This window comes from Sodalis sp. RH20, assembly GCF_047324205.1.
Lineage (GTDB): Bacteria > Pseudomonadota > Gammaproteobacteria > Enterobacterales > Enterobacteriaceae > Acerihabitans.
Genome location: NZ_CP178733.1, coordinates 1,622,673 through 1,644,106, shown reverse-complemented (window position 1 = coordinate 1,644,106; position 21,434 = coordinate 1,622,673). Strand labels below are relative to the sequence as shown.

Annotated in this window: 16 protein-coding genes; 9 read left to right on the top strand and 7 right to left on the bottom strand. The window is 59.6% G+C overall.

The genetic code is table 11. The annotated features are described in order from the left end of the window. Positions 1-54: 54 nt before the first annotated feature. The gene (locus ACL2XM_RS07685; RefSeq protein ID WP_413732680.1) at positions 55-1,053 is read right to left on the bottom strand and encodes a hypothetical protein; all 999 of its coding nucleotides are present in this window, start codon (positions 1,051-1,053) and stop codon (positions 55-57) included. Between the two features lie 265 nt (positions 1,054-1,318). Between ACL2XM_RS07685 and ACL2XM_RS07680 the strand changes: the two genes are divergently transcribed. The 4 genes from ACL2XM_RS07680 to dppA all read left to right on the top strand — a co-directional run bounded on the left by ACL2XM_RS07680 (position 1,319) and on the right by dppA (position 5,661). Then, entirely contained in the window at positions 1,319-2,197 is an 879-nt protein-coding gene (locus tag ACL2XM_RS07680; RefSeq protein WP_410016805.1) for a DMT family transporter, read from the top strand. Positions 2,198-2,432: 235 nt separating this feature from the next. Continuing rightward, positions 2,433-3,842 carry a YeiH family protein gene (locus ACL2XM_RS07675; RefSeq protein ID WP_413723007.1) on the top strand — a complete coding sequence of 470 codons (1,410 nt, stop codon included), beginning with the start codon at positions 2,433-2,435 and terminating at the stop codon, positions 3,840-3,842. Next, on the top strand, positions 3,842-4,057 hold the full coding sequence (locus ACL2XM_RS07670) for a hypothetical protein (protein ID WP_413732678.1): 216 nt from the start codon (positions 3,842-3,844) through the stop codon (positions 4,055-4,057). Before ACL2XM_RS07675 ends, ACL2XM_RS07670 begins: the two co-directional genes overlap by 1 nt. 29 nt (positions 4,058-4,086) lie before the next feature. Further along, a complete protein-coding gene (gene dppA, locus ACL2XM_RS07665; RefSeq protein ID WP_410016804.1) occupies positions 4,087-5,661 on the top strand; it encodes a dipeptide ABC transporter periplasmic-binding protein DppA in 1,575 nt (524 codons plus the stop codon). 85 nt (positions 5,662-5,746) lie between these two features. Here the strand turns inward: dppA and ACL2XM_RS07660 are convergent, their stop codons facing one another. From ACL2XM_RS07660 to ACL2XM_RS07650, 3 genes are read right to left on the bottom strand one after another with little or no spacing between them, the layout of a single operon-like run. Further along, complete coding sequence (locus ACL2XM_RS07660) at positions 5,747-6,721, bottom strand: homocysteine S-methyltransferase family protein (protein WP_413728208.1); 975 nt, start codon at positions 6,719-6,721, stop codon at positions 5,747-5,749. 46 nt (positions 6,722-6,767) lie between these two features. Continuing rightward, positions 6,768-7,619 carry an amino acid ABC transporter permease gene (locus tag ACL2XM_RS07655; RefSeq protein ID WP_413728207.1) on the bottom strand — a complete coding sequence of 284 codons (852 nt, stop codon included), beginning with the start codon at positions 7,617-7,619 and terminating at the stop codon, positions 6,768-6,770. Then, positions 7,619-8,443, bottom strand: a complete 825-nt coding sequence (locus ACL2XM_RS07650) for a transporter substrate-binding domain-containing protein (protein ID WP_413728206.1) — start codon at positions 8,441-8,443, stop codon at positions 7,619-7,621. The genes ACL2XM_RS07655 and ACL2XM_RS07650 overlap by 1 nt, the downstream gene beginning before the upstream one ends. 576 nt (positions 8,444-9,019) lie before the next feature. Between ACL2XM_RS07650 and rhaS the strand changes: the two genes are divergently transcribed. From rhaS to yghU, 5 genes are all read left to right on the top strand, one after another. Further along, positions 9,020-9,979 carry a rhamnose ABC transporter substrate-binding protein gene (gene rhaS / locus ACL2XM_RS07645; protein WP_413733206.1) on the top strand — a complete coding sequence of 320 codons (960 nt, stop codon included), beginning with the start codon at positions 9,020-9,022 and terminating at the stop codon, positions 9,977-9,979. Positions 9,980-10,052: 73 nt separating this feature from the next. Continuing rightward, the gene (locus ACL2XM_RS07640) at positions 10,053-11,564 is read left to right on the top strand and encodes a sugar ABC transporter ATP-binding protein (protein WP_410014736.1); all 1,512 of its coding nucleotides are present in this window, start codon (positions 10,053-10,055) and stop codon (positions 11,562-11,564) included. A 3-nt stretch (positions 11,565-11,567) separates the two neighbouring features. Further along, on the top strand, positions 11,568-12,578 hold the full coding sequence (locus ACL2XM_RS07635; protein ID WP_410014735.1) for an ABC transporter permease: 1,011 nt from the start codon (positions 11,568-11,570) through the stop codon (positions 12,576-12,578). After that, positions 12,575-13,582, top strand: coding sequence for an ABC transporter permease (locus ACL2XM_RS07630; protein WP_410014734.1), 1,008 nt, complete (start codon positions 12,575-12,577; stop codon positions 13,580-13,582). Before ACL2XM_RS07635 ends, ACL2XM_RS07630 begins: the two co-directional genes overlap by 4 nt. A 133-nt stretch (positions 13,583-13,715) precedes the next feature. After that, positions 13,716-14,585 (top strand): glutathione-dependent disulfide-bond oxidoreductase, encoded by an 870-nt coding sequence (gene yghU / locus ACL2XM_RS07625; protein WP_410014733.1) that lies wholly within the window; start codon positions 13,716-13,718, stop codon positions 14,583-14,585. 1,397 nt (positions 14,586-15,982) lie between these two features. Here the strand turns inward: yghU and ACL2XM_RS07620 are convergent. From ACL2XM_RS07620 to ACL2XM_RS07610, 3 genes are all read right to left on the bottom strand, one after another. Then, a complete protein-coding gene (locus ACL2XM_RS07620; RefSeq protein ID WP_413728204.1) occupies positions 15,983-17,341 on the bottom strand; it encodes an MFS transporter in 1,359 nt (452 codons plus the stop codon). A 378-nt stretch (positions 17,342-17,719) separates the two neighbouring features. Then, entirely contained in the window at positions 17,720-20,086 is a 2,367-nt protein-coding gene (locus tag ACL2XM_RS07615; RefSeq protein WP_413732677.1) for a TIM-barrel domain-containing protein, read from the bottom strand. Between the two features lie 20 nt (positions 20,087-20,106). Beyond that, complete coding sequence (locus ACL2XM_RS07610; RefSeq protein WP_413723013.1) at positions 20,107-21,411, bottom strand: MFS transporter; 1,305 nt, start codon at positions 21,409-21,411, stop codon at positions 20,107-20,109. Positions 21,412-21,434: the final 23 nt, after the last annotated feature.

The following is a 21,434-nucleotide window of genomic DNA, read 5'->3' as shown; positions in this document are numbered from 1 at the left end:
AAAAAGAAGACCGCCAGGCGGCCTTCTCAGGATAACATCACGACCCGGTGCGCTTTATGAGGTTAGCGCCTCCGTGTCGGGATGCGCAGGCACGGTCGCCTCGCTGCTGGCCAAACGGCTGCGGGGGACCTTGCTGAGATCGAGAATACCCTTGTCCGATATCGCACCGGCCATCGCCGCGTTTGCCGCGCCAAGCGGGGATTCCCCGGCTATTGCGCCAACCATCGCGCCGCCGGGCACGCCGCCGGTGGCGCCCTCGATAATCCCATTGCCGGGTAAGCCGCCGGCGGGGCCGTCAATGATTCCAACGCCGGGCAAATCTGGGACGGGGTCGCCAATTATGCCATCGCCGTGCAAGCCCCCGGTTAACCATCCAGGCAGTACTCCCCCCAGCAATGCGCCGGCGCTGAACAGCCCACCGGACAGCAGGATGCCGGGCAGCATCTTATCGATTAACGATGCCAGCGGGGTATTGGCGATATACAGCTTTAATGTCCCCGACAGATTGGCGGGTAAGCGTGCCAACTGGGTATCGGAGGCATGGATGATCGCCAAACCCTCGGGTAACGTGGGCAGCTCAGTGAGCATCGTGTTACTGACGTCGAGGCTGGTGAGCGTCGAAGGCAGTTCGGGCAAAGCGGTCAAGTTTGTGCGGTTGGCGGAAAGCGTCTGCAACCCCTGGGGCAGACCGGCTGAAATGCTTTCCAGCGGCGTGTTGCTGACGCTCAGTGTCTGTAATCCCTCCGGCAGAGTATTCGATAACTTCGCCAGGTGCGTATTATCAAGGTAAAGCGACGTCAGCGTCGGCGGCAAGCTTGCCGGCAAGCTTGAAATATTCAGGCAGTTCAGGTTCAGATAGGTCGCGCCGCGTTCCAGACAATCTTTTAGCATAAGCACGGCTTTGTTGCGATATTCAGCCTCGCCGTCCGGCGCCAGCTTAGCCCAGTTGTCCCACTCGGCCAATAGAGCGTTATTTTGTTGTGTATCAGCGTGGTCAAATCCATTTACAATTCCCGGAGAGAGACCGGCGGATGAGATTGCGGGGATATCCATATATTTCCTCATTGAAGTGCGTCGAAAATGTGGCACTGAAGAATTCTCAGGTCTGTTTATATCCAGCGGCATGCCCAGGTCTCACAGGCCGGCGGGTGTCCGCCCTGTGCTGGCCGCCGCCAAACACCATAAGCGTAGATATTGATTTATGGATGGGTTAAGTCATTATGGTAAAAGAGATAATGACCACGGCCGGCGATGGTTCTTTTCCGGCGGGTACAACGGCGAAATATTCATATAAGCACAGGCTGGTAAGCGGATAATGATAAGCCAACAACGGCGCGCGGATTTGTTATTAGTGGCAACAACGTTAATTGCGGGTTTTGGATGGATCTTCTCCAAGGAATCGTTACAGGGAATGCCGACGTTCGGTTTTATCGGCGCGCGGTTTTTACTTGCCGCCGCGTTCCTGCTGCCCTTTTGCTTCGGCCGGCGAAACCACATCATCCCGGCGGCGATCCCCGGCATTATCGGCGTGGGTTGCCTGCAGGCGGTATCGCTATTGCTGTGGATCTATGCGGTATCGCTCAGTCATGCCCTGGGAGAAGGCGCGTTTATCATGAGCCTGTCCATGCTGTTTGTGCCGTTGGCGGCGTGGATTCTATTCAGGATGCCGCCGTCGCGCCCGTTTTGGGAATCGTTGCCGCTGGCGCTGGCGGGTCTGGCCCTGCTTACCCTGACCCACGGCTGGCAACTTTCCGTCAGCCAGTTCTGGTTTCTCTGCGCCGCGCTGGCCCAGGCGGTATATTTTTGTGTGAACAGCCGTTTTGCCCGTTTAATGCCGGTATTGCCCTTAACCTGTATCCAGTTGTTTTGCACCGGCCTCTGCGGCGTGGCGCTTTCATGGTACTACGAGACATGGCCCGCCGCGATCGGCGCCGATATTTGGCTATGGTTCGCGGCCAGCGCGATTATTGCCACCTCGTTACGATTTTTATTGCAAATGGCGGGGCAGAAAAAAACCAGCGTGGCCAATGCCGCCATTATCATGGTATTGGAACCGGTATGGACCGTTCTGCTCGCGACCCTATGGTATGGAGAAAATATGCCGGCGCAAAAGGCCGTGGGCTGTTGCCTGATTTTGCTGGCGTTAATACTGTATCGCGGCCGTCAATACCTGCTGCTGAAAAAAATTAACGCCTAGCGGCGCGGCGCCTATATCTTGATTTCAGGTTTATAAAGTACATTACGGCAATAGCCGGCCCTGGGTTGTTTATTTTCGGCGCCATTTAGCCTCACGTCCTAATATATAATCATTAGTTATTAACCATAACTTAATAGTAATACCCAGTCCGTGGCATTTCCGCTATTTTTCGGGGAACAGCGGCTTTTTACCCGCTGATTATTCTAATAATCACTTCTCCATTAGGGCAGGAATAATGAGCATAAGCGAACATAACGGCGCGGCAATCGTCCCGCCTGAAGAGCCGCGGGCGTCCCGCTGGTGGCAACAGGAGGACTGGTGGTCGATCATCCTGGCGCTCGCGTTAATCGGGACCGCGTTTGTCCTGTTTTCACAGGGCGGCAGTATCAAATGGCTGGCTACCGCGCCGGCGAAATGGACCACCCTGGATGAGGCGGGCCGGGATCTGGTCAGCCGCCTGCCCGCGCTGGCGGGGCTGTACCTGGTCTGGGCGGTGCTGCTTACCGTCAGCGGCGCCATTATCGGCCACCGGCCCGGCACGTTCCTGGCCGGTTTTACCGTGCTGTTTATTGTGGCGGTATTTATTTTCCAGCTCGGCGCCTGGGCCAGCGCCTCGCGTTATAATCTGGAACCGCCGCTGCTGGCCCTGGTGCTGGGGCTGGCGGTGTCCAATCTCTGGCGGATACCGGACTGGCTGGCGCAAAGCCTGCGCGTGGAATACTTTATTAAAATCGGCATCGTGCTGCTGGGCGCCACGCTGCCGCTGACGCTTATCCTCTGGGCCGGTCCGGTGGCGATCGGACAGGCGGCTATCGTCTCGCTGGTCACTTTTTTTGTCATCTATTACGCCGCCCGCCTGCTGGGGCTTGAGCAGCGTTTCGCCGCGGTGCTGGGCGTCGGCGGCGCCGTTTGCGGCGTGTCGGCGGCCATCGCCGTGGCGGGCGCGGTGCGCGCCAAACGCGAGCAGGCCTCGGTAGCCATTTCGCTGGTGATTATCTGGGCTATCGTGTCGTTGCTGGTGCTGCCGTTTGCGGCGCGCGCGCTCGGGCTTTCCACCGGCGTCGCCGGCGCCTGGATAGGCACGTCGGAATTTGCCGACGCGGCCGGCATCGCGGCGGCGCAAACCTACAGTGATTTTGCCGCCCATTCGGCCGGCGCCATCGCCGGCAAACCGGATGCCGCGGTGCAGGCGTTTACCCTGATGAAAGTGATTGGCCGCGATATCTGGATCGGCATCTGGGCATTTGCATTGGCTATCGTCGCCACCACCCGCTGGCGCAACGCGGATAATGACATCGACGCCAGGACCGGGGCGGCGGAAATCTGGCAGCGCTTCCCCAAATTCGTGTTGGGTTTTGTGCTGGCCTCGCTGTTCGTTACCTGGCTAAGCAGCCACTACACTCTGGCGGAATACCGCACCACCCTGACGCCGGCCTTTATCGCCCCGATCACGGCGCTGCGCACCTGGGCGTTTATTTTCTGCTTTTTAAGCATTGGCCTGAGCACCCGCTTCTCCCGCCTGACCAGCACCGGCCTGCGGCCGTTTTGGGCATTTACCCTCGGGGTCGTGGTCAATGTCATCCTCGGTTATTTCCTTTCCGCCCATGTCTTTGCGGACTTTTGGAACCAGCTGGGTAATCTGTAATGGCACGGCAAAACCACGCTGTCCGCTGTGCGCACTGTCGTTTTTGCCGGCGCGACCGGGCCGAGATGGAACGTAAGGTGCCCGGGCTGTCGGCGCTGGGGTCGGCCTTCGGCGCCAGCCTGGGGGACTCCCGCCTGTGCCTGCATCACGACAGGCTGGTTTCGCCGGACGACCGCTGCGCGGCATTTGCCGCCACACTGATAACGCTACTCTGAAGCCACCGAGGTATGACGTGAAAACACGCCTGTTAACGACCGGATTGCCCTTAGGCATCCTCCTTTTTTCATCAACGCTTGCCGCGCAAACGCTGGTGTATTGTTCGGAAGGCTCCCCCGAAGGATTCAACCCGCAGCTCTTTACCGCGGGCACCACATACGATGCCAGCTCGATACCGATATACAACCGCATCGTGCAGTTCAAAATAGGCACCACGGAAACACAGCCGGGATTAGCGGAGAGATGGGATATCAGCGACGATAAAAAAACCTACACCTTTCATTTGCGCCATGGCGTGAAATGGCAGAGTAATGCCGATTTTACCCCCACGCGCGATTTTAACGCCGACGACATCCTGTTTACCTTTAATCGCCAGAAAGACGCCGATAACCCCTATCACAATGTCTCCGGCGGCAACTATCAATACTTTTCCGGCATGGGTCTGGACAAGCTTATCGCCAGGATAGAGAAGGTCGATGATGATACCGTCCGTTTTGTCCTGAACCGGCCCGAATCGCCGTTCCTTGCCGACCTGGCAATGGATTTCGCCTCCATTACCTCCGCCGAATATGCCGCGAAGATGCTGAAGGCGGGCACCCCGGAAAAAATCGATCTGCAGCCCATCGGCACCGGACCTTTCCAATTAGTGCAATACCAGAAGGATTCCAAAATTGTTTACAACGCGTTTGCCGGCTATTGGGGCGAGAAACCCAAAATCGACCGTTTGATTTTTTCCATTACGCCCGATGCGTCCATACGCTACGCGAAACTGCAAAAAAATGAATGTCAGGTCATGTCATTCCCCAACCCCGCCGATATCGCCAAAATGAAAGACAATAAAGACATCGTGGTAAAGGAACAGGCGGGCCTGAACGTCGGCTATCTTTCCTTTAACGTGGAAAAAAAACCGCTGGACCAGCTTAAGGTCCGCCAGGCGCTAATCCAGGCGGTGGATAAGCAATCCATCCTTGACGCGGTCTATCTCGGCGGCGGACAGGCGGCGAAAAATCTCATCCCCCCGATCCTGTGGGGCTATAACGACGCCGTGCAGGACTATCCCTACGATCCGGCCAAGGCCCGGCAATTACTCAAGGAGGCGGGGCTGGCGGACGGGTTCGCCATCGACCTGTGGGCCATGCCGGTACAGCGTCCTTATAATCCGAATGCGCGCCGCATGGCTGAGATGATCCAGTCGGACTGGGCAAAAATCGGCGTCACCGCCAGGATTGTCACCTATGAATGGGGGGAGTACCTGAAACGGGCAAAAAACGGCGAGCATCAGACGATGATGGCGGGCTGGACCGGCGATAACGGCGATCCGGACAATTTTTTCGCCACGTTATTCGGCTGCGACGCCGCGCACAATGGTTCCAATTACTCCAAATGGTGCTACCCGCCTTTTGAGACGGTGATCCAGGCCGCCCGGATCGAGTCGGACCCGCAAAAACGCGCCGCCCTGTACCGGCAGGCCCAGGTGATCATGCACGACCAGGCGCCCGCGCTGCTGATTGCCCATTCCACGGTCTACGAGCCGATCCGCAAGGAGGTGAAGGGCTATATCGTCGATCGCAAACATCATTTTGAAATCGTCTCGGTAGAGTAAACGGCGCGGTCGGGCTGATGAAGCCCGGCCGTTTCTCCCCCCTTCCCTCCTTGGCAAACATCTGCTGGTCTGCATCCCATGTCCGCTAAGATTCATCAACCCCGCCGGGAAAAATATCTTTCCCGGCGTTGCGTATGGCGGCGATATGCGCGGGGCCGATGCCGCAGCAGCCGCCGACCATGGTGGCGCCCTGGCCGACCCAGCGGCGGATCCACTTCAGGTAGTTTTCCGGACTGAGATCGTCCCTGAGGCGCGAAATGCCGGCATAGGGTTCATCGGAAGGAGGCTCCGGCATAAAGGCGTTGGCGTAGACCCCAAGCGCCGCCGTGGGGGTTGCCGATGCGTCAATGACGCGCCGGGCCGCGACGATCGCCTCGCCCATCGCCTCGGGCTGGCTGCAGTTAAACAATATTCCGGCGGCGCCCGCCCGCAACGTCGCGGCCGCGGCGTCCGCCACCGGTTCCCCCGAGCGCAGCTCCGGCGGACCGGTGCGCCCGGCCTCGTCCTTAAGAGTATACGCGACATACACCGGCAGAGGGCTGACACGCCTGACCGCGTTCAGCGCCGTCAGCGCCTCGCGCGTCGAACTCTGGGTCTCAATCAGCCAAAAGTCGATCCAGGGGGCCAATCCCGCGATCAGCGGCGTCAGTATTTCATCCGCGCGGGCGGGGATGAATTTATCCGGCCGATAGCTTTCAAACAGCGGCGGCAGCGAGCCGGCCACCAATATGGCGGACGGCGGACGGGCGGCGCCGGCCTGGTCGGCCACGCTGCGCGCCAGTTGTCCCGCCAGCCCGGCCAGCGACCTGGCCCGGCGGTGAAAACGCGCCTCCCCCAGCATATGCGGCACCAGCCCGAAGGTATTGGTGGTCAGCACTTGGGCGCCGCTGTCGGCGTAGATTTGATGGGCGCGCGTAACATACTCCGGCGCCTCGATCAGCGCCAGCGCCGACCATTCGGGCAGGCGGAACGGCGCGCCCAGCTGTTCCAGCAGTCGGCCCATGCCGCCATCCAGAACAGTGATGCCGCGGCGGGTGTTTTTTTGCTCGGCGTTGCTCATGATTTGCGACTCCTGAATAAAGTGAAGTGATGCCGCCCGCGCAGGCTCACCGGGGCGTGCCGCGCTGCGGGTAACCCCGGCCGAAACGGCGTTCCAGCCGCCCCTGGAACAGCTCGAGCACCATGGACATCAGCCAGTAAATGGCCGCCGCGGTCGTCAGCATTTCCATATAATGATAGGTGCTGCGGCCATAGGATTGCGCCAGGAAATTCAGCTCCCATAACCCCATCAACGACACCAGCGACGAGTCTTTCAGCATGGAAATAAACAGCGACCCCACCGGCGGCACGATAATCCGCAGCGCCTGCGGCGCGATAATATGGAAGATAATCACCCCGCGCGGCAATCCCAGCGCCATGGCGGCCTCGGTCTGGCCCCGGGGCACGGCAATGACGCCGCCGCGAATGGTTTCGGCCAGGTAGGCACCATAGTTAAGCGAGAGGGCTATGATGCCGGAGCTGAAGGCGCCGAGCACAATGCCCGCCTGCGGCAGCGCCAGATAGATAATCAATACCTGCACCAGCAGCGGCGTGCCGCGAAACAGCGAGGTATAAAACGTCGCGCAGCCGAAGGCGACGGCGCTGGACGACAAGCGGCCGGCGGCGGTCGCTATGCCCAGCAGCGTGCAAAACAGCATCGACAGCGCGGTAATCACCAGGGTTAGGGCCGCGCCCTGGATAAAGCCGTCCGGGGACAGGCGCAGGCCAAGCATAAACGGCAGTTTTTGCCCTATCAGCGCAAAATCCAGATCCAGACGGGAAAACAGCCCCAGCAGCAGCGCCAGCAACAGCGCCCAGGTCAGGGTGGCGCGCAGCCGGAACCCGGCGCGGCCCTGCCGCAAGAACGCGGCGCCGTCGGGAGCCGGTTTTTCCGTGCCGGCGACGGACGACGGCGGCATTACTTCGGCGCCCGGGTAATATCTTCTCCCAGCCAGCGGCGCGAAATCTGCGCCAGCGTTCCGTCGGCGCGCAGGGCGTTTACCGTATCCGCCACGGTCTGATCCCATTGCGCGTCCCCTTTATCGGTGGCGACCCAGTTTGGCTCGGCATACAGCTCGCCGGCGATGCGGAAACGATCGCTTTTGGCGATACGCGCCTTGGCGGTGGCCAGGTCGGACACTACCGCGTCCAGGCGGGCGCCGGCGCCCAGGGCCAGGTTCTGGAACGCGACGGTTTCATCCGTCGGCACCACCTGCACATGATCAAACGGGAAAACAATGGGACGGGCGCCGGGGATCACCAGGCTTTTATTGAGGTAACTTTCATAACTGGAGCCAATACCGACACCGACTTTTTTATTGGTGAGGTCGGCGGCACCCTTAATATTTTTCTCATCTTTATTCACCACCAGCACCGCCGGCGAACTGTAATATGGCACCGGAAAATTAAGGACTTTCGCCCGTTCGGTATTGGGGGTCATGGAGCAGATGCATATATCCCAGCGCCCCCGCCATTTGCCGCCGACGATGGCCTCCCATCCCGGCGTGGCCAGCTCGAGCTTTACGCCCAGTTTTTGCGCCACGGCCCTGGCCACATCGACATCAAACCCGGCCAGCTGGTTATTGTCATCGATAAAACCAAACGGCGGATAATCGTTTACCAGTACGTCGCGCAGCACCTTGGTCTGGTTAACCCGGTCCAGGGTGGCGCCGGCATAGGCCGCGGAAGCGGCGGTCAGTGAAAAAAGCGTTAAAAACGTCAGGGCGGTTAACAAGCGCTGCATAATTTTTCCTGCCGGGGTAAGGGAGTGACTGTCATGACCTCACCATACAGAATGGACGGAATTTGCAAAATATCATCGCAGCATATCTTATATATTTATCAGCTAACAACTTGAAATGACGTTGAAAAGCGCGGCGCAGGCGGTTCGGCCGCACGGAAACGGGATGCGCCGGGGGATGGTATTAACCGCGCCAGGATAGCGTGCCGGCGCCGCCAGGCGCGTGACGGCGTCGCCATCCTGTCCCGGTTTTACGCCCGGAAATAAATGTTATTAATTTGTGATACCGCTCATCCGCATCTTTCTGTCATTGCCACTGTGCGGCGAGAGATGGCAATGGCGTAAAGGCGGCGCGCGGCGCCAGGTTCTAGAGTCATAACACTACCTTCCAGGAAGGTTCATGCTTATGATTGCCGGCCACGACCCTACAGCGGCTTTGCCGCAGCCTCAATCCGGAACCGCAATTGCGCCGGGCGTCACGACCATGCCGCGTCCTTTTTATTACCCTGTATTTCCCACGCAGTATTATCAGCTGGAGTACATACGATGACATTAAAAAAAATACTCAGTTGTGCCCTGATGGCGTCTTGCCTGGCGTTGGCCGGCACGGCGTCCGCCGAAATCAAAATCGCGCTGGTGGCAAAATCCCTGGGCAACGGCTTCTTCGAGGCGGCGAACGTCGGCGCCCAGCAGGCCGCCAAGGAACTGGGCGACGTGAAGGTGATTTATACCGGGCCCACCACCACCACCGCGGAAGCGCAGATTGAAGTGCTTAACGGCCTGATTGCGCAAGGCGTGGACGCCATCGCCGTCTCGGCCAACGACCCGGACGCCCTGGTGCCGGTATTGAAAAAAGCCATGCAGCGCGGCATCAAAGTGGTGTCCTGGGATTCCGGCGTGGCCAAGGAGGGTCGCCAGATCCATCTCAATCCGTCCAGCAACGACCTGATTGGCCAGATGAACGTACAGTTGGCGGCCGACGCCATCGCCGCCCTGGGCCTGCAAAAAGGGGACACGGCGATCTTAAGCGCCACGCCCACCTCCACCAACCAGAACCTGTGGATTGCGGAAATGAAAAAAGTGCTGCCGCACTATCCGTCGGTCAACCTGGTGACCGTGGCTTATGGGGATGATCTGTCGGATAAAAGTTACCGTGAAACCGTCGGCCTGCTGAAGACCTACCCCAACCTGAAGGTGATCATTTCCCCGTCGTCCGTGGGCATCGTCGCCGCGGCGCAGGCGGTAAAGGACCAGGGCAAGATCGGCCAGGTCTACGTGACCGGCCTGGGCCTGCCCTCGGAAATGGCCGGCGCGGTCAAATCCGGCGCCACCAAGAGTTTCGCCATCTGGAACCCGATCGATCTGGGTTATGCGGCCACGTATCTCGCCTATGATCTGGTGAAAGGCAAAACCACCGCCACCCAGGCCGGCATGGGCCGGTTGGGCAACGTGCAGCTGGATGCCGACGGCAACGGCGCCATGTCGAAGCCGTTTGTCTATGATGCCGGCAATATCGATAAATTTTCCAAAATATTCTGATGTGGGCCCCGGCTTATCCCCGGGCGGGATAAGCCGGCGTTTATGCTGGCGGCAGGGTAATGCGGAGGACGTCATGGCCGATGCCACACCATTGTTAGCGTTAAAGGGGATCACGAAAATCTTTCCGGGCGTGCGCGCGCTGGAAAATGTGCGGGTCGACCTCTATCCCGGCAAAGTGACGGCGCTGATTGGCGAAAACGGCGCGGGCAAATCGACGCTGGTGAAGGTGATGACCGGGATTTACCAGCCGGAGGAAGGCGAGATACTCTATAAAGACATCCCGGTAAAACTGGCCACCCCGGACGCCGCCCATAAGCTGGGCATTACCGCCATCCATCAGGAAACCGTGCTGTTTGACGAGCTGTCGGTGACGGAGAATATTTTTGCCGGCCACTACCTGGTCAGCGGCGTCTTTAAACGTCTCGACTGGCCGCGGATGCACCGGCAAACCCGCGCGATCCTCAGCCGGCTGGACGTGCAGATCGATCCGCGCGCGGTGTTGAAAGAGCTGAGCATCGCGCAGCGCCATATGGTGGCCATTGCCCGCGCGCTCTCCTTCGACGCCCAGGTGGTGATCCTCGACGAACCGACCGCGGCGCTGTCGCAACATGAAATCAGCGAATTTTACCGCATCGTGGCGCGGTTAAAACAGGAGCGCAAAGCAATCCTGTTTATTTCGCATAAATTCGATGAGATTTTTTCCATCTCGGACTATTACACCGTCCTGCGCGACGGCAGTTATATCGGTTCGGGACATATCAGCGATATGACCGAGGCGAAAATGGTCACCATGATGGTCGGGCGCGAAATCAGCCAGGCTTATCCCGCGCCCGCGCACCAGCCCGGCGACACCGTGCTGGCGGTCCGCGATCTGAGCCATCCGACCGAGTTTTCCGCCATCTCCTTCAAGCTGCGCCAGGGCGAAATCCTGGGGTTTTACGGCCTGGTCGGCGCCGGGCGCACGGAGTTAATGAAAGCGCTGTTCGGCGTCACCCAGCCCAGCCGCGGGGACATCATTATCGGCGGCAAAGCGCGGCGCTTCGCCAACCCCGCCGAGGCTATCGACGCCGGGATCGTTTACGTGCCCGAGGAGCGCCAGCAGCAGGGGGCGGTAATCGCTTTGCCCATCTATCAAAACATCAGCCTGCCGCAGCTGAGCCGGTTGAATCCGCACGGCATCCTCAATGAAAGCAAAGAAATGGCCCTGGCCGACGACTACGCCCGGCGCCTGCAGGTCAAGGCGTTCAGCTGGCGGCAATCGGTGGAAACCCTCTCGGGCGGCAATCAGCAAAAAGTGGTTATCGGCAAATGGCTGGCGACGCGGCCGCGCATCGTGATCCTCGATGAACCCACCAAGGGGATCGATATCGGTTCGAAAGCGGCGGTGCATCAGTTTATGGCCGAACTGGTCGGCCAGGGGCTGGCGGTGATTATGGTCTCGTCCGAGCTGCCTGAAATCATGGGCATGGCGAACCGCATTATCGTGATGCACGAGGGATTGATGGTGGGCGAATTCAACGCCGCCGACGTCACGGCGGAAACGATAGTCAGTGTCGCCAGCGGCGCCGGCCTTGAGGTGGCATAAACGATGAAAACATTACTTAAACACCGCGAACTGTTCCTGGCCGTGGTGATCCTGCTGATGATCCTGGGGGTGGGCGGCCGCGCGCCGGAATTTCTGCAGCCCGGCAACCTGCTGGAAATGTTCAACGATACCGCGATCCTGATTATCCTGGCCCTGGGGCAGATGATGGTGCTGCTGACCAGGGGCATCGATTTATCGATGGCCGCCAACCTGGCGCTGACCGGCATGATCGTGGCGCTGCTGAACTTTCATTACCCGGCGCTGCCGATCGGGCTGCTGGTGGTTATCGCCACGGCCGGTGGTTTAGCGATGGGCGCCATTAACGGCCTGCTGGTGTGGAAACTCGGCATTCCCTCGATTGTCGTGACGCTCGGCACCATGAGTATTTACCGCGGCATTATCTTTTTACTGTCCGGCGGCGGCTGGATCAACGCCCACCAGATGAGCCCCGGTTTCCTAAGCCTGCCCCGCACCCTGTTCCTGCATTTGCCGATCCTTGGGTGGTGCGCGCTCGCCGTCCTGGCCGCGGTGGGCTATTTTATGCGCTACAGCCGCACGGGGCGCGCCATGTATACCGCCGGCGGCAACGCCACCGCGGCGTACTATGCCGGCATCAACGCCGGCAAAATGCAGTTTATCAGCTTCTGCATCTCCGGCGCGCTGGCCGGCTTCAGCGGCTATCTCTGGATCACCCGGTTCGCGGTGGCCTACGTGGATGTCGCCAACGGTTTTGAACTGCAGATCGTCGCCGCCTGCGTTATCGGCGGCATCAGCACCATGGGCGGCATCGGCACCGTGGCGGGTTGCCTGTTGGGCGCATTGTTCCTGGGGGTTATCAATAACGCCCTGCCGGTTATCGGCGTATCGCCATTCTGGCAGATGGCGATTTCCGGCGGCGTAATTGTTATCGCCGTGATGATGAATGAACGCGCCAACCGGCGTAAGGGACGCCTGATCCTGCATGACGCCGCGCTGGCGCCGCAGCCGGGGCTGAAAAAAGAGGGCAGTATATGAACAAGACCTTATCCTCCCATCCGCAGCCCGAACCGGTCCCGCTGCGCCAGCATCCGTTGGTCCGCCGCCTGCTGAGCTGGGAGGGGTTTCTGCTGGTCGTGACGCTGCTGGTGTTCGCCGTCAACGCCGCCGCATCCCCTTATTTCCTCAATCTCTGGAACCTGTCGGACGCTACGTTTAATTTCACCGAAAAAGCCATTATCGTCCTGCCGATGGCCATGCTGATTATCGCCCGGGAAATCGATCTGTCGGTCGCATCCATTATGGCGCTCAGCTCCACCCTGATGGGATTTTGCGCGCAGGCCGGGCTGGCGACGCCGGGCCTGGTCTGCGTCGGCCTGGCGGTCGGGCTGCTGTGCGGCCTGATCAACGGCCTGCTGGTAACGCGCCTGAATCTGTCCTCCATCGTGATCACCATCGGCACCATGAGCCTATTTCGCGGCATCACCTATGTGCTGTTGGGCGACCAGTCCATCAACCATTACCCCGCCGGCTTCGCTTTTTTCGGCCAGGGGTATGTGTTCGGCGCGCTGTCGTTCGAGTTCGCGTTATTTATCCTGCTGGCCCTGCTGTTCTACTTCCTGCTGCACCGGACCAACTTCGGGCGCCGCACCTTCGCCATCGGCAATAATCCCGTCGCGGCCTATTATTCCGGCATTAACGTCAAACGCCATAACCTGACGCTTTTTGTCCTGGTGGGACTGCTATCCGGCCTGGCGGCGGTGCTGCTCACCTCGCGCCTGGGCAGCACGCGCCCTACCCTGGCGCTGGGCTGGGAGCTGAGCGTCATCACCATGGTGGTGCTGGGCGGCGTCAACGTACTGGGCGGATCGGGCAGCATGACCGGGGTCATCATCGCCGCCTTTCTGATGGGGCTGGTGACCTTTGGCCTGAGCTTGCTGAACGTGCCCGGCATCGTGATGTCCATTATCGTCGGCCTGATGCTGATAGCGGTGATCTCGCTGCCGATCCTCACCCGCCGCGTTATGGCGCGCAACGGTTAACGCATCGCGGCATGGCACAAGAATGGCCTGCGCCCGCTGCTTTTTTGCCAGGCGATCCCACAGAGGGTTAAACCTGCATCCGCCGGGCTGCTACACTTAACTCACGTTTTTTACCTGAAGGCTAACCCGCACTATGTCGGAAAATAACTATCAACCGCCCAAAGTCTGGACCTGGCAGCCGAAACAAGGCGGCGCGTTCGCCAATATCAACCGCCCCATCGCCGGCCCGACCCACGAGGCGACGCTGCCGGTCGGTAAACATCCGCTGCAGCTTTACTCCATGGGCACGCCTAACGGGCAGAAAATCACCATCCTGCTGGAGGAGCTGCTGGCGCTGGGCGAAAGCGGCGCGGAGTATGATGCGTTCCTTATCCGCATCAGCGAAGGCGATCAATTTTCCAGCGGTTTCGTGGCCGTCAATCCCAATTCTAAAATTCCCGCGCTGCTCGATCGTTCGGCGTCGCCGGCTATCCGCGTATTTGAATCCGGTTCCATCCTGCTTTATCTGGCGGAAAAATTCGGCCGTTTCCTGCCCCAGGAGCGCGCCGCGCGCACCGAAGTGCTGAACTGGCTTTTCTGGTTGCAGGGCTCCGCGCCTTATTTGGGCGGCGGCTTCGGCCACTTCTATAATTACGCACCGGTAAAAATTGAATACGCCATCGATCGTTTCACCATGGAAGCCAAACGCCAGCTCGACGTGCTGGACCGGCAACTGGCCGAACACCGTTTTATCGCCGGCGAGGATTATTCGATTGCGGATATCGCCATCTGGCCATGGTACGGCAGCCTGGTGCAGGGTGGGCTGTATGACGCCGGCGAGTTCCTGGATATTACCTCCTACCGGCATTTCACGCGCTGGGCCGAGGACATCAGCCGGCGCCCCGCCGTGCAGCGCGGACGCAAGGTCAACCGTACCTGGGGCGATCCCGCCGAGCAGTTGCATGAACGCCACGACGCGGCTGATTTCGAGCATAATACCGCAGACAAACGCGGCGCGTCTTAAAGCCCGCCGCCAGGGGGCGTTAAAGCCGGTGTAGCGCCCCATGGCACGGTATGTGATTTGATTTAGCGCTATTGGACAGCCGGCGGGGGTTTCGCTAGCGGGGAGGCTTATGTTGCCGCGGTGGTGAGGTTTATGTGGCCGCGGCGGTGAGGTTTATGTGGCCGCGGTGGTGAGGTTTATGTGGCCGCGGCGGTGAGGTTTATGTGGCCGCAGTGGTGAGGTTTATGTGGCCGCGGTGAGGGTTTCGCTTGCCGTGCGTGAGGTGTTCATATGTATTGCCGGGCGCCGGCAAGCGACAAAGAGGCCGTACCGCGACGGCCTCCTTGACCTCCGCGCGCCCGGCAGGTCGCGCGTCGCTGCGCGATGCCTTCCGTCGCCCATGCCCCCGTGATGCACCGGCCCGGTATGCGCTCCCGGCGCCACCGGGCCTTTCGCCGCTCCCGGCGGCTCATGCCGGGGGCACAGGCGCCGTCAGCGCGCTTTATGCCGGTCCACATGTCGCTGTTGGCGCTGCATATTATGAAACAACAGCGGCGCTGTAGTTTTGGATAGGGTCTGGCGTCGGAATGCGATTGACGGTTCTGGAATACAACGGGTACGGAATGCAGCTGGCACAGCGAAAAGTTGGACATGCAGTCATGCAATCATGCAATCATGCAGTCATGCAGTCATGCAGTCATGCAGTCATGCAGTCATGCAGTCATGCAGTCATGCAGTCATGCAGTCATGCAGTCATGCAGTCATGCAGTCATGCAGTCATGCAGTCATGCAGTCATGCAGTCATGCAGTCATGCAGTCATGCAGTCATGCAGTCATGCAGTCATGCAGTCATGCAGTCATGCAGCCATGCAATAAGGCGTTCATCATTCATGCAACTTAAACCTTACGCTTTCAGCCATCAGCCCAAAATAAATACTGATATTTTTCCCGGTAATCACATACCGCGATGGCCCCCAAAACGCTATTTTACTCACAGGCGATGGTGTTGACGTGGTGCCGGCATAGAGTGCGCCGGCAGCGCGCATCTTGGCTGGATGAGCCGCCGGGAGCGGCGAAAGCCCGGTTTGCGCCGGGAGCGCATACCGGGCGGTCCACAAGCCGGGATGGGTGATGCCGGGGACCGCGCAGCGGCGCACGACCTGCCGGACGCGCGGAGGTCAAGGAGGCCGTCGCGGTACGGCCTCTTTGTCGCTTGCCGGCACCCGGCACTACATAAACCCCCAAACGCACGGCAAGCGAAACCCTCACCGCGGCAACATAAACCTTACCACCGCGGCACCATAAGCCTTACCGCCGCGGCACCATAAGCCTCACCGCGCACTACAAACGAAACCCTTACCGCAAACATAAATCTCCCCGCCAGCCGCCACGGCAACATAAGCTCCGCCGCAGGCGAATTACGCCGCATCCTCCAGGGTGCTCAGCTCGCGATCCCTCACTTCCGGCATACAGGCGGCGGAGAATAGCCCAATACAGGAATATACGACGATCATCGCGGTAATCGGCCACCAGGAACCGGTCATACTGCAAAAAATACCGGCCAGGACGGGACCGAACCCAACGGCGACCAATCCCCCCAGCTCCTTGGAAATCGCCATCCGGGTGAAACGATTACGCGAGCCGAACATTTCCGCCATGGTAATATTTTCCAGCGCGAACAGCCCCAGCACGGCGAAATTATGGATAATGATAATACAGGCCATAATGGTGTTAACGTCGTTGCTCTTGTCGACAATCATCGACAGCATAGGATACGCCAGGATAATCGCCGAAATATTCAGCAGGATATAAGGCAACCGCCGGCCGATTTTATCGGACAGCCAGCCAATCAGGGGAATACTGAGAAAGCCTATCACCGAACTTATCATCAGCGCGTCGGTGGGGATCTTTTTTTCAAACAACAGCGTCTGCACCAGATAGCCGGCCAGGAAGGTCTGGATCAATCCTGAATTGCCGGCCTGGCCAAAACGCAGCCCGGTCGCCAGCCAGAAGGCCTTGCTGCCGAACATCGCCGCCAGGGAATGGGTATCAAGCACCGCGTCGGTAACCGCGACCTTGCCTTCGCCGCTGTCCTTCACCTCTTCAAAAACCGGGCTTTCTTTCAGGTTCAGGCGCAGCCAGATGGCAAAAATCATCACCACGATGCTGGATAAAAAAGGAATACGCCAGCCCCAGGCCACCAACTGCTCTTTATCCAGCACAAAAAACATCACGGCCCAAATCGCGGTGGCCGACAGGGTGCCGCAGTTGGTCCCCATGGCGACCAGGGAGGAGATAAGCCCCCGTTTTCCCTTGGGCGCATATTCGGCCAGCATGGTGCCGGCGCCGGAGATTTCGGCGCCCGCGCCCAGCCCCTGGATAATACGCAGAATGATCAACAGTAACGGCGCGTAGATGCCGATCTGGGCGTAGGTAGGCAACACGCCGATTAACGTGGTACAGATACCCATCATGGCGATGGTGATGAACAGCACCCGTTTGCGCCCGATGGTATCGCCCATCCGGCCGAAGATAAACGCGCCGACGATACGGGCGATATACCCCGCGCCGTAGGTGCCCATGGCCAGGATCAATGCCATGGCGGCGGATTGTTCCGGAAAAAACACCTCATGAAAAACCAATGCCGCGCCCAGCGAATACAGCTGGAAATCCATAAACTCCAGGGCGGTGCCCAGCCAGCCGGATACGGAAACCTTGACCAGATCAGCGGTGCTTCGTACCGGCTGATGGCGTGTTGACTCTGTTTTTATACTCATAGGGTTATTCTCTGCAAATTGTCTCAGGCACAGTTTCAGGTACAGAGAGGGGATATCTCCGTTATACATGCCATCAGCGGCGCGCAATGGCGCCCGCCGAATGAATGTGGTGAAAAGATATGCAGATGCTTACTACCATACAAGTATTTTTTGTTCGTTTACCGATCTCCATCACATTTAATTTACATACCAGTGACACCCGCGCGAACGGCGAAAAGCGGCATAAGAGCAGGCGGCCAGGCCGCATGGCGCTGATGCGCGCCAGGCCCGCGGCGCCGTCGCCATGCGGCCTGGCCCGTTCAGCGGATAAAAAGCCGGGACCTGCCGGGCGGCGGACACGGGGCGAACGCGCCGTCCCAACCTGCAGGCGTCGCCGGCCTAGGCCAGCAGGTATCGGGTGGTGCGCGCGCCGTCGATATACAGCGCGCGCGTATCGCCTGCGGGCAGTTGCAGGACCAGCTCGCGCCAGGCCGGCCGGTAATCGCCGCGCCGCCGGAACCGGATATCCACCCGGCCGGGACCAGCCTGCATATCCCATTCCAGCCAGAGCGCGTGCCCGTCCCGCCAGGCGAAACTTTCGCCGTCATCCTCGTACAGCATTCCCGAACTTTCCTCTGTCCCCGGCAGGGGAAACAGCGCCAGGCGGCGTTCATCATCCAGGGTGGGATCCTGGCACTGATAACAGCCGGAAAGCGCAATGGCGGCCCCGGCCCGCACCAGCATCGGCAGGCGCTCCAGCGGCGCGTCGAGGACGATATCCTGGCCGCCGGCAAACCATTGTCCGCTGTGCCAGTCATACCAGCCGGCGGTGTTGTCCGGCAGGTAGACCCGCCTTTTACGCGCGCCCGGCTCCACGACGCTCGCGACCAGGAGATCGCGCCCCAGCATAAAATCATCGGTTTCGGCAAAGGCGCGCTCATCGTGCTCATGATCGAGAAACGTCGGGCGCAGCATAGGTTCGTCCTCGCTGCACGCCTGCCAGAACAGGGTATACAGATAGGGCATCAGGCGATAGCGCAGGCGGATGGCCGAGCGCACCATGGCCGTCGACGACGGGTACATCCAGGGTTCGTTGACCGTGCCGTCATCATTCCAGGAGTGGATGGTAAAACGCGGATGCATCACGCCGTTTTGCACCCAGCGCACAAACAGCTCCGCATCCGGCTTGTCGCCGGCGAAACCGCCGACATCATGGCCGATGTTATAAAGCCCGGACAGGCTCATGCCCAGCCCCATACGGGTATTAAACCGCAGCGTTTGCCAGCTGGTGCGGTTATCGCCGCTCCAGGTCTGGACATAACGCTGCATGCCGGCGCAGCCCGAGCGGGAAATCAGATACGGCCGCTTTTGCGGCGCGAACCGCTGCTGGGCGGCCAGAGAGGCGCGCATCATCAGCAGCGGCATGACCGGGCGGATATGTTTAATGGCGATTTCACGGCCAAACCCCTGGCAGCGCGCCTCGCCGTCCCACAGTTCATATTCGTTATTGTCGTTCCAGGTGGCGTCGATGCCGACCTCCAGCAGTTGCCGGGTGACATTTTCCTGCCACCAGGCCAGGGTACGCGGGTTGGTAAAATCGAGATTGGCGCCCTCGTCGTCCCAAAATAGCGAGTTCGCCGGGCCGTCATGCTGAGAATCGCGGATAAACAGACCCTGCTCCGCCGCCGCGGCATACTGGGGATGATCCCGCAGCAGGCAGGGTTTGATATTGGCGGCCAGCTTGATCCCCGCCTGGTGAAACGCCTGCGTCATCTCCCGCGGGCGCGGAAACTTTTCCCGGTTCCAGTTGAAAACATAGCGTTTGTCGTGAATGGAGGTATAGCCGGACGACAGCTGGAACGAATCGCAGGGAATGGCATGTTCGCGGCATAAGGCGATAAAAGCCAGCAGTTGCTGCTGGGCGTCCGGGGCGTCGGTGTAATGCATGGTCGACCCGCTGTAGCCAAGGCTCCATTTGGGGCCGAACGCCGTTTTGCCCGTCAGCCGCACCAAAGCCTTGGTGACGTCCAGCACGCGCGGGCCCAGAAACAGATAATAGTCCAGATCCCCCGCCTCGGCGCGATAGCGCCGATAGGCCGGATGGTAATTATCCAGCTCGTTGCCTAAATCAAACCAGCTGTTGCTGAGATTATCGTAGAACAGGCCGAAGCTGGCGTCGCCACGCTGCGTGATGGTGAACGGGATATGCTTATACAGCGGGTCGGTGGACGCCGCGTTATACCCCATGGCGTCGAGATTGCGCATTTCATAGCGCTTGCCGAGGCGATTAAGATCGCCCGCCTTTTCGCCCAGGCCGTAATAACGGTCCTGCCCATACCGGCGCTGATAATGCTCCGCGCCGTCGCCATGGGCGTTAAGCAAATACGCGCCGGTGGGACGATCGCAGGCCAGCGGCAGCCAGCCGCCCGGCGCTATCCGGTATTCCCATTCCAGCCACAGCGGCTGGTGCACCGTTACCCTCACCCGGTCGGTGCTCAGGCGCAGGGACTTGTCGCAATGCTCAAGCTCGAAGGCGGGCAAGGCAAAATCATCGATATATTCGCGATCCCGCCCTTCCCAGGGGACATCCCGCTGCGGCGCGATGCTCCAGGTGCGATCGAGCGCCAGCTCCCCGCCCTTTTTGATCAGCACGCGGAACAGGCCGTTTTCCAGCACATACAGGCGGAAAAGATGCGCGCCGTCCACGCTAAGCTCAATAAAGTGGTCGGTTTGCCGGTTCAGTTGCCACTGTTTCAACGTCTTCATAATTTGTTGCTTCCTCTACGTCATACCGGCGCGCCAACGCGCCGTTCGGCAATAAACATCACCAGGAAAATAGCGCCGATCAGGTCAAAAAAACCCATGGCGACAAAGAGCGGGTTAAAGCCGATGGTATCGGCGGTGACGCCGATAATTAATGAAAAAAGAAAACTGGCGATCCACGCGCAGGAACCGCGCATGCCGTTCACCGTCGCCATCTGGCCCTTATCGAAAGATTCCACCACCAGGGCGCTGAGCATGCAGGAGATCACCTGATGGCCGAAACCGCCAATGGAAATCAGCAGGATGGCCAGCCAGGGGGTTTGCACCAGCGTCATCAACGCCAGCGACAGCATCAGAAAAGCGCCGGTGATGGAACTGGCGACGATCGAATTGATGCGCGTGCAGCCAAACCAGCGAATATACAGGCGGGTAAGATAACCGCTGGCGATACTGCCTAAATCGGCGGCGAGAAACGGCAGCCAGGCGAACAGCACAATCTGTTTCAGTTCCATGCCGCGTTCGTTGGCCAGGTAGAGCGGCACCCAAAAACTCAGCACGCCCCAGGCCGGTTCGGCCAGGAAGGCCGGAATGGCGATACCGTAGAAACGCTTGAGCCGGGCAATGGTTTTCAGCGCTTGCCAGAACGGCTGCCGGACCGGGTCGGGATCATGGTCCTGGCCGATAAACCCGCGCTCATCCTCGCCCAGATTGGGATGGGTCGCGGGCGAGTGGTAAAGCCACCACCATATGCCCGCCCATAGCAGGCCAAGGCCGCCGGAGAGAAAAAAGGCGCCGTGCCAGCCGAAGCTGGCGTGCGCCAGATAAATGATCGGCGGCGCCAGCATGGCGCCGATGGAAAACCCGACGCCGGCCCAACCCGCCGCCACGGGACGTTCTTTTTTAGGAAACCAGTCGCCAATCGCCTTGGCGTTGGCGGGTGTGGCCGCCGCTTCCGACGCGCCCATAAAAAAGCGCAGGATGGCCAATTGCACCCAACTCCCCGCCCCGGCGTGCAGCAGGCACATGACCGACCAGATCAGGGCGCAAACGAAAAACCCCATTTTTAAACCAATCACATCAATCAGCCAGCCGCAAAACGGTTGGAACACCGTATAGGCCAGTTGGAAGGCGGCGATGATCCACGAATACTGTTCGGTGGTCATATGCAGACTGGCTTTTAGCTCGGGCGCCAGGATCCCCAGCGCGTTGCGCGTGATGTAGTTAACGGTGACCCCAAGCAGGAACAGGGCCAGCATCCACCAGCGTAAATTTCGCACTACCCGTTTACCCGCCAGGGAAAGCGCTTTGGTATGGCCTTCAAGATTCATGATTTACCCCAGGTTGCGAACGG

Excerpts from the sequence above, each read along its gene's own strand:
- ACL2XM_RS07635 (WP_410014735.1), top strand. The coding sequence starts at position 11,568 with ATGAAAACATTACTTAAACACCGCGAACTGTTCCTGGCCGTGGTGATC.
- ACL2XM_RS07675 (WP_413723007.1), top strand. The coding sequence starts at position 2,433 with ATGAGCATAAGCGAACATAACGGCGCGGCAATCGTCCCGCCTGAAGAG.
- yghU (WP_410014733.1), top strand. The coding sequence starts at position 13,716 with ATGTCGGAAAATAACTATCAACCGCCCAAAGTCTGGACCTGGCAGCCG.
- ACL2XM_RS07630 (WP_410014734.1), top strand. The coding sequence starts at position 12,575 with ATGAACAAGACCTTATCCTCCCATCCGCAGCCCGAACCGGTCCCGCTG.
- ACL2XM_RS07685 (WP_413732680.1), bottom strand. The coding sequence starts at position 1,053 with ATGGATATCCCCGCAATCTCATCCGCCGGTCTCTCTCCGGGAATTGTA.
- ACL2XM_RS07650 (WP_413728206.1), bottom strand. The coding sequence starts at position 8,443 with ATGCAGCGCTTGTTAACCGCCCTGACGTTTTTAACGCTTTTTTCACTG.
- ACL2XM_RS07655 (WP_413728207.1), bottom strand. The coding sequence starts at position 7,619 with ATGCCGCCGTCGTCCGTCGCCGGCACGGAAAAACCGGCTCCCGACGGC.
- ACL2XM_RS07610 (WP_413723013.1), bottom strand. The coding sequence starts at position 21,411 with ATGAATCTTGAAGGCCATACCAAAGCGCTTTCCCTGGCGGGTAAACGG.
- ACL2XM_RS07670 (WP_413732678.1), top strand. The coding sequence starts at position 3,842 with ATGGCACGGCAAAACCACGCTGTCCGCTGTGCGCACTGTCGTTTTTGC.
- ACL2XM_RS07620 (WP_413728204.1), bottom strand. The coding sequence starts at position 17,341 with ATGAGTATAAAAACAGAGTCAACACGCCATCAGCCGGTACGAAGCACC.
- rhaS (WP_413733206.1), top strand. The coding sequence starts at position 9,020 with ATGGCGTCTTGCCTGGCGTTGGCCGGCACGGCGTCCGCCGAAATCAAA.
- ACL2XM_RS07640 (WP_410014736.1), top strand. The coding sequence starts at position 10,053 with ATGGCCGATGCCACACCATTGTTAGCGTTAAAGGGGATCACGAAAATC.
- ACL2XM_RS07660 (WP_413728208.1), bottom strand. The coding sequence starts at position 6,721 with ATGAGCAACGCCGAGCAAAAAAACACCCGCCGCGGCATCACTGTTCTG.
- ACL2XM_RS07615 (WP_413732677.1), bottom strand. The coding sequence starts at position 20,086 with ATGAAGACGTTGAAACAGTGGCAACTGAACCGGCAAACCGACCACTTT.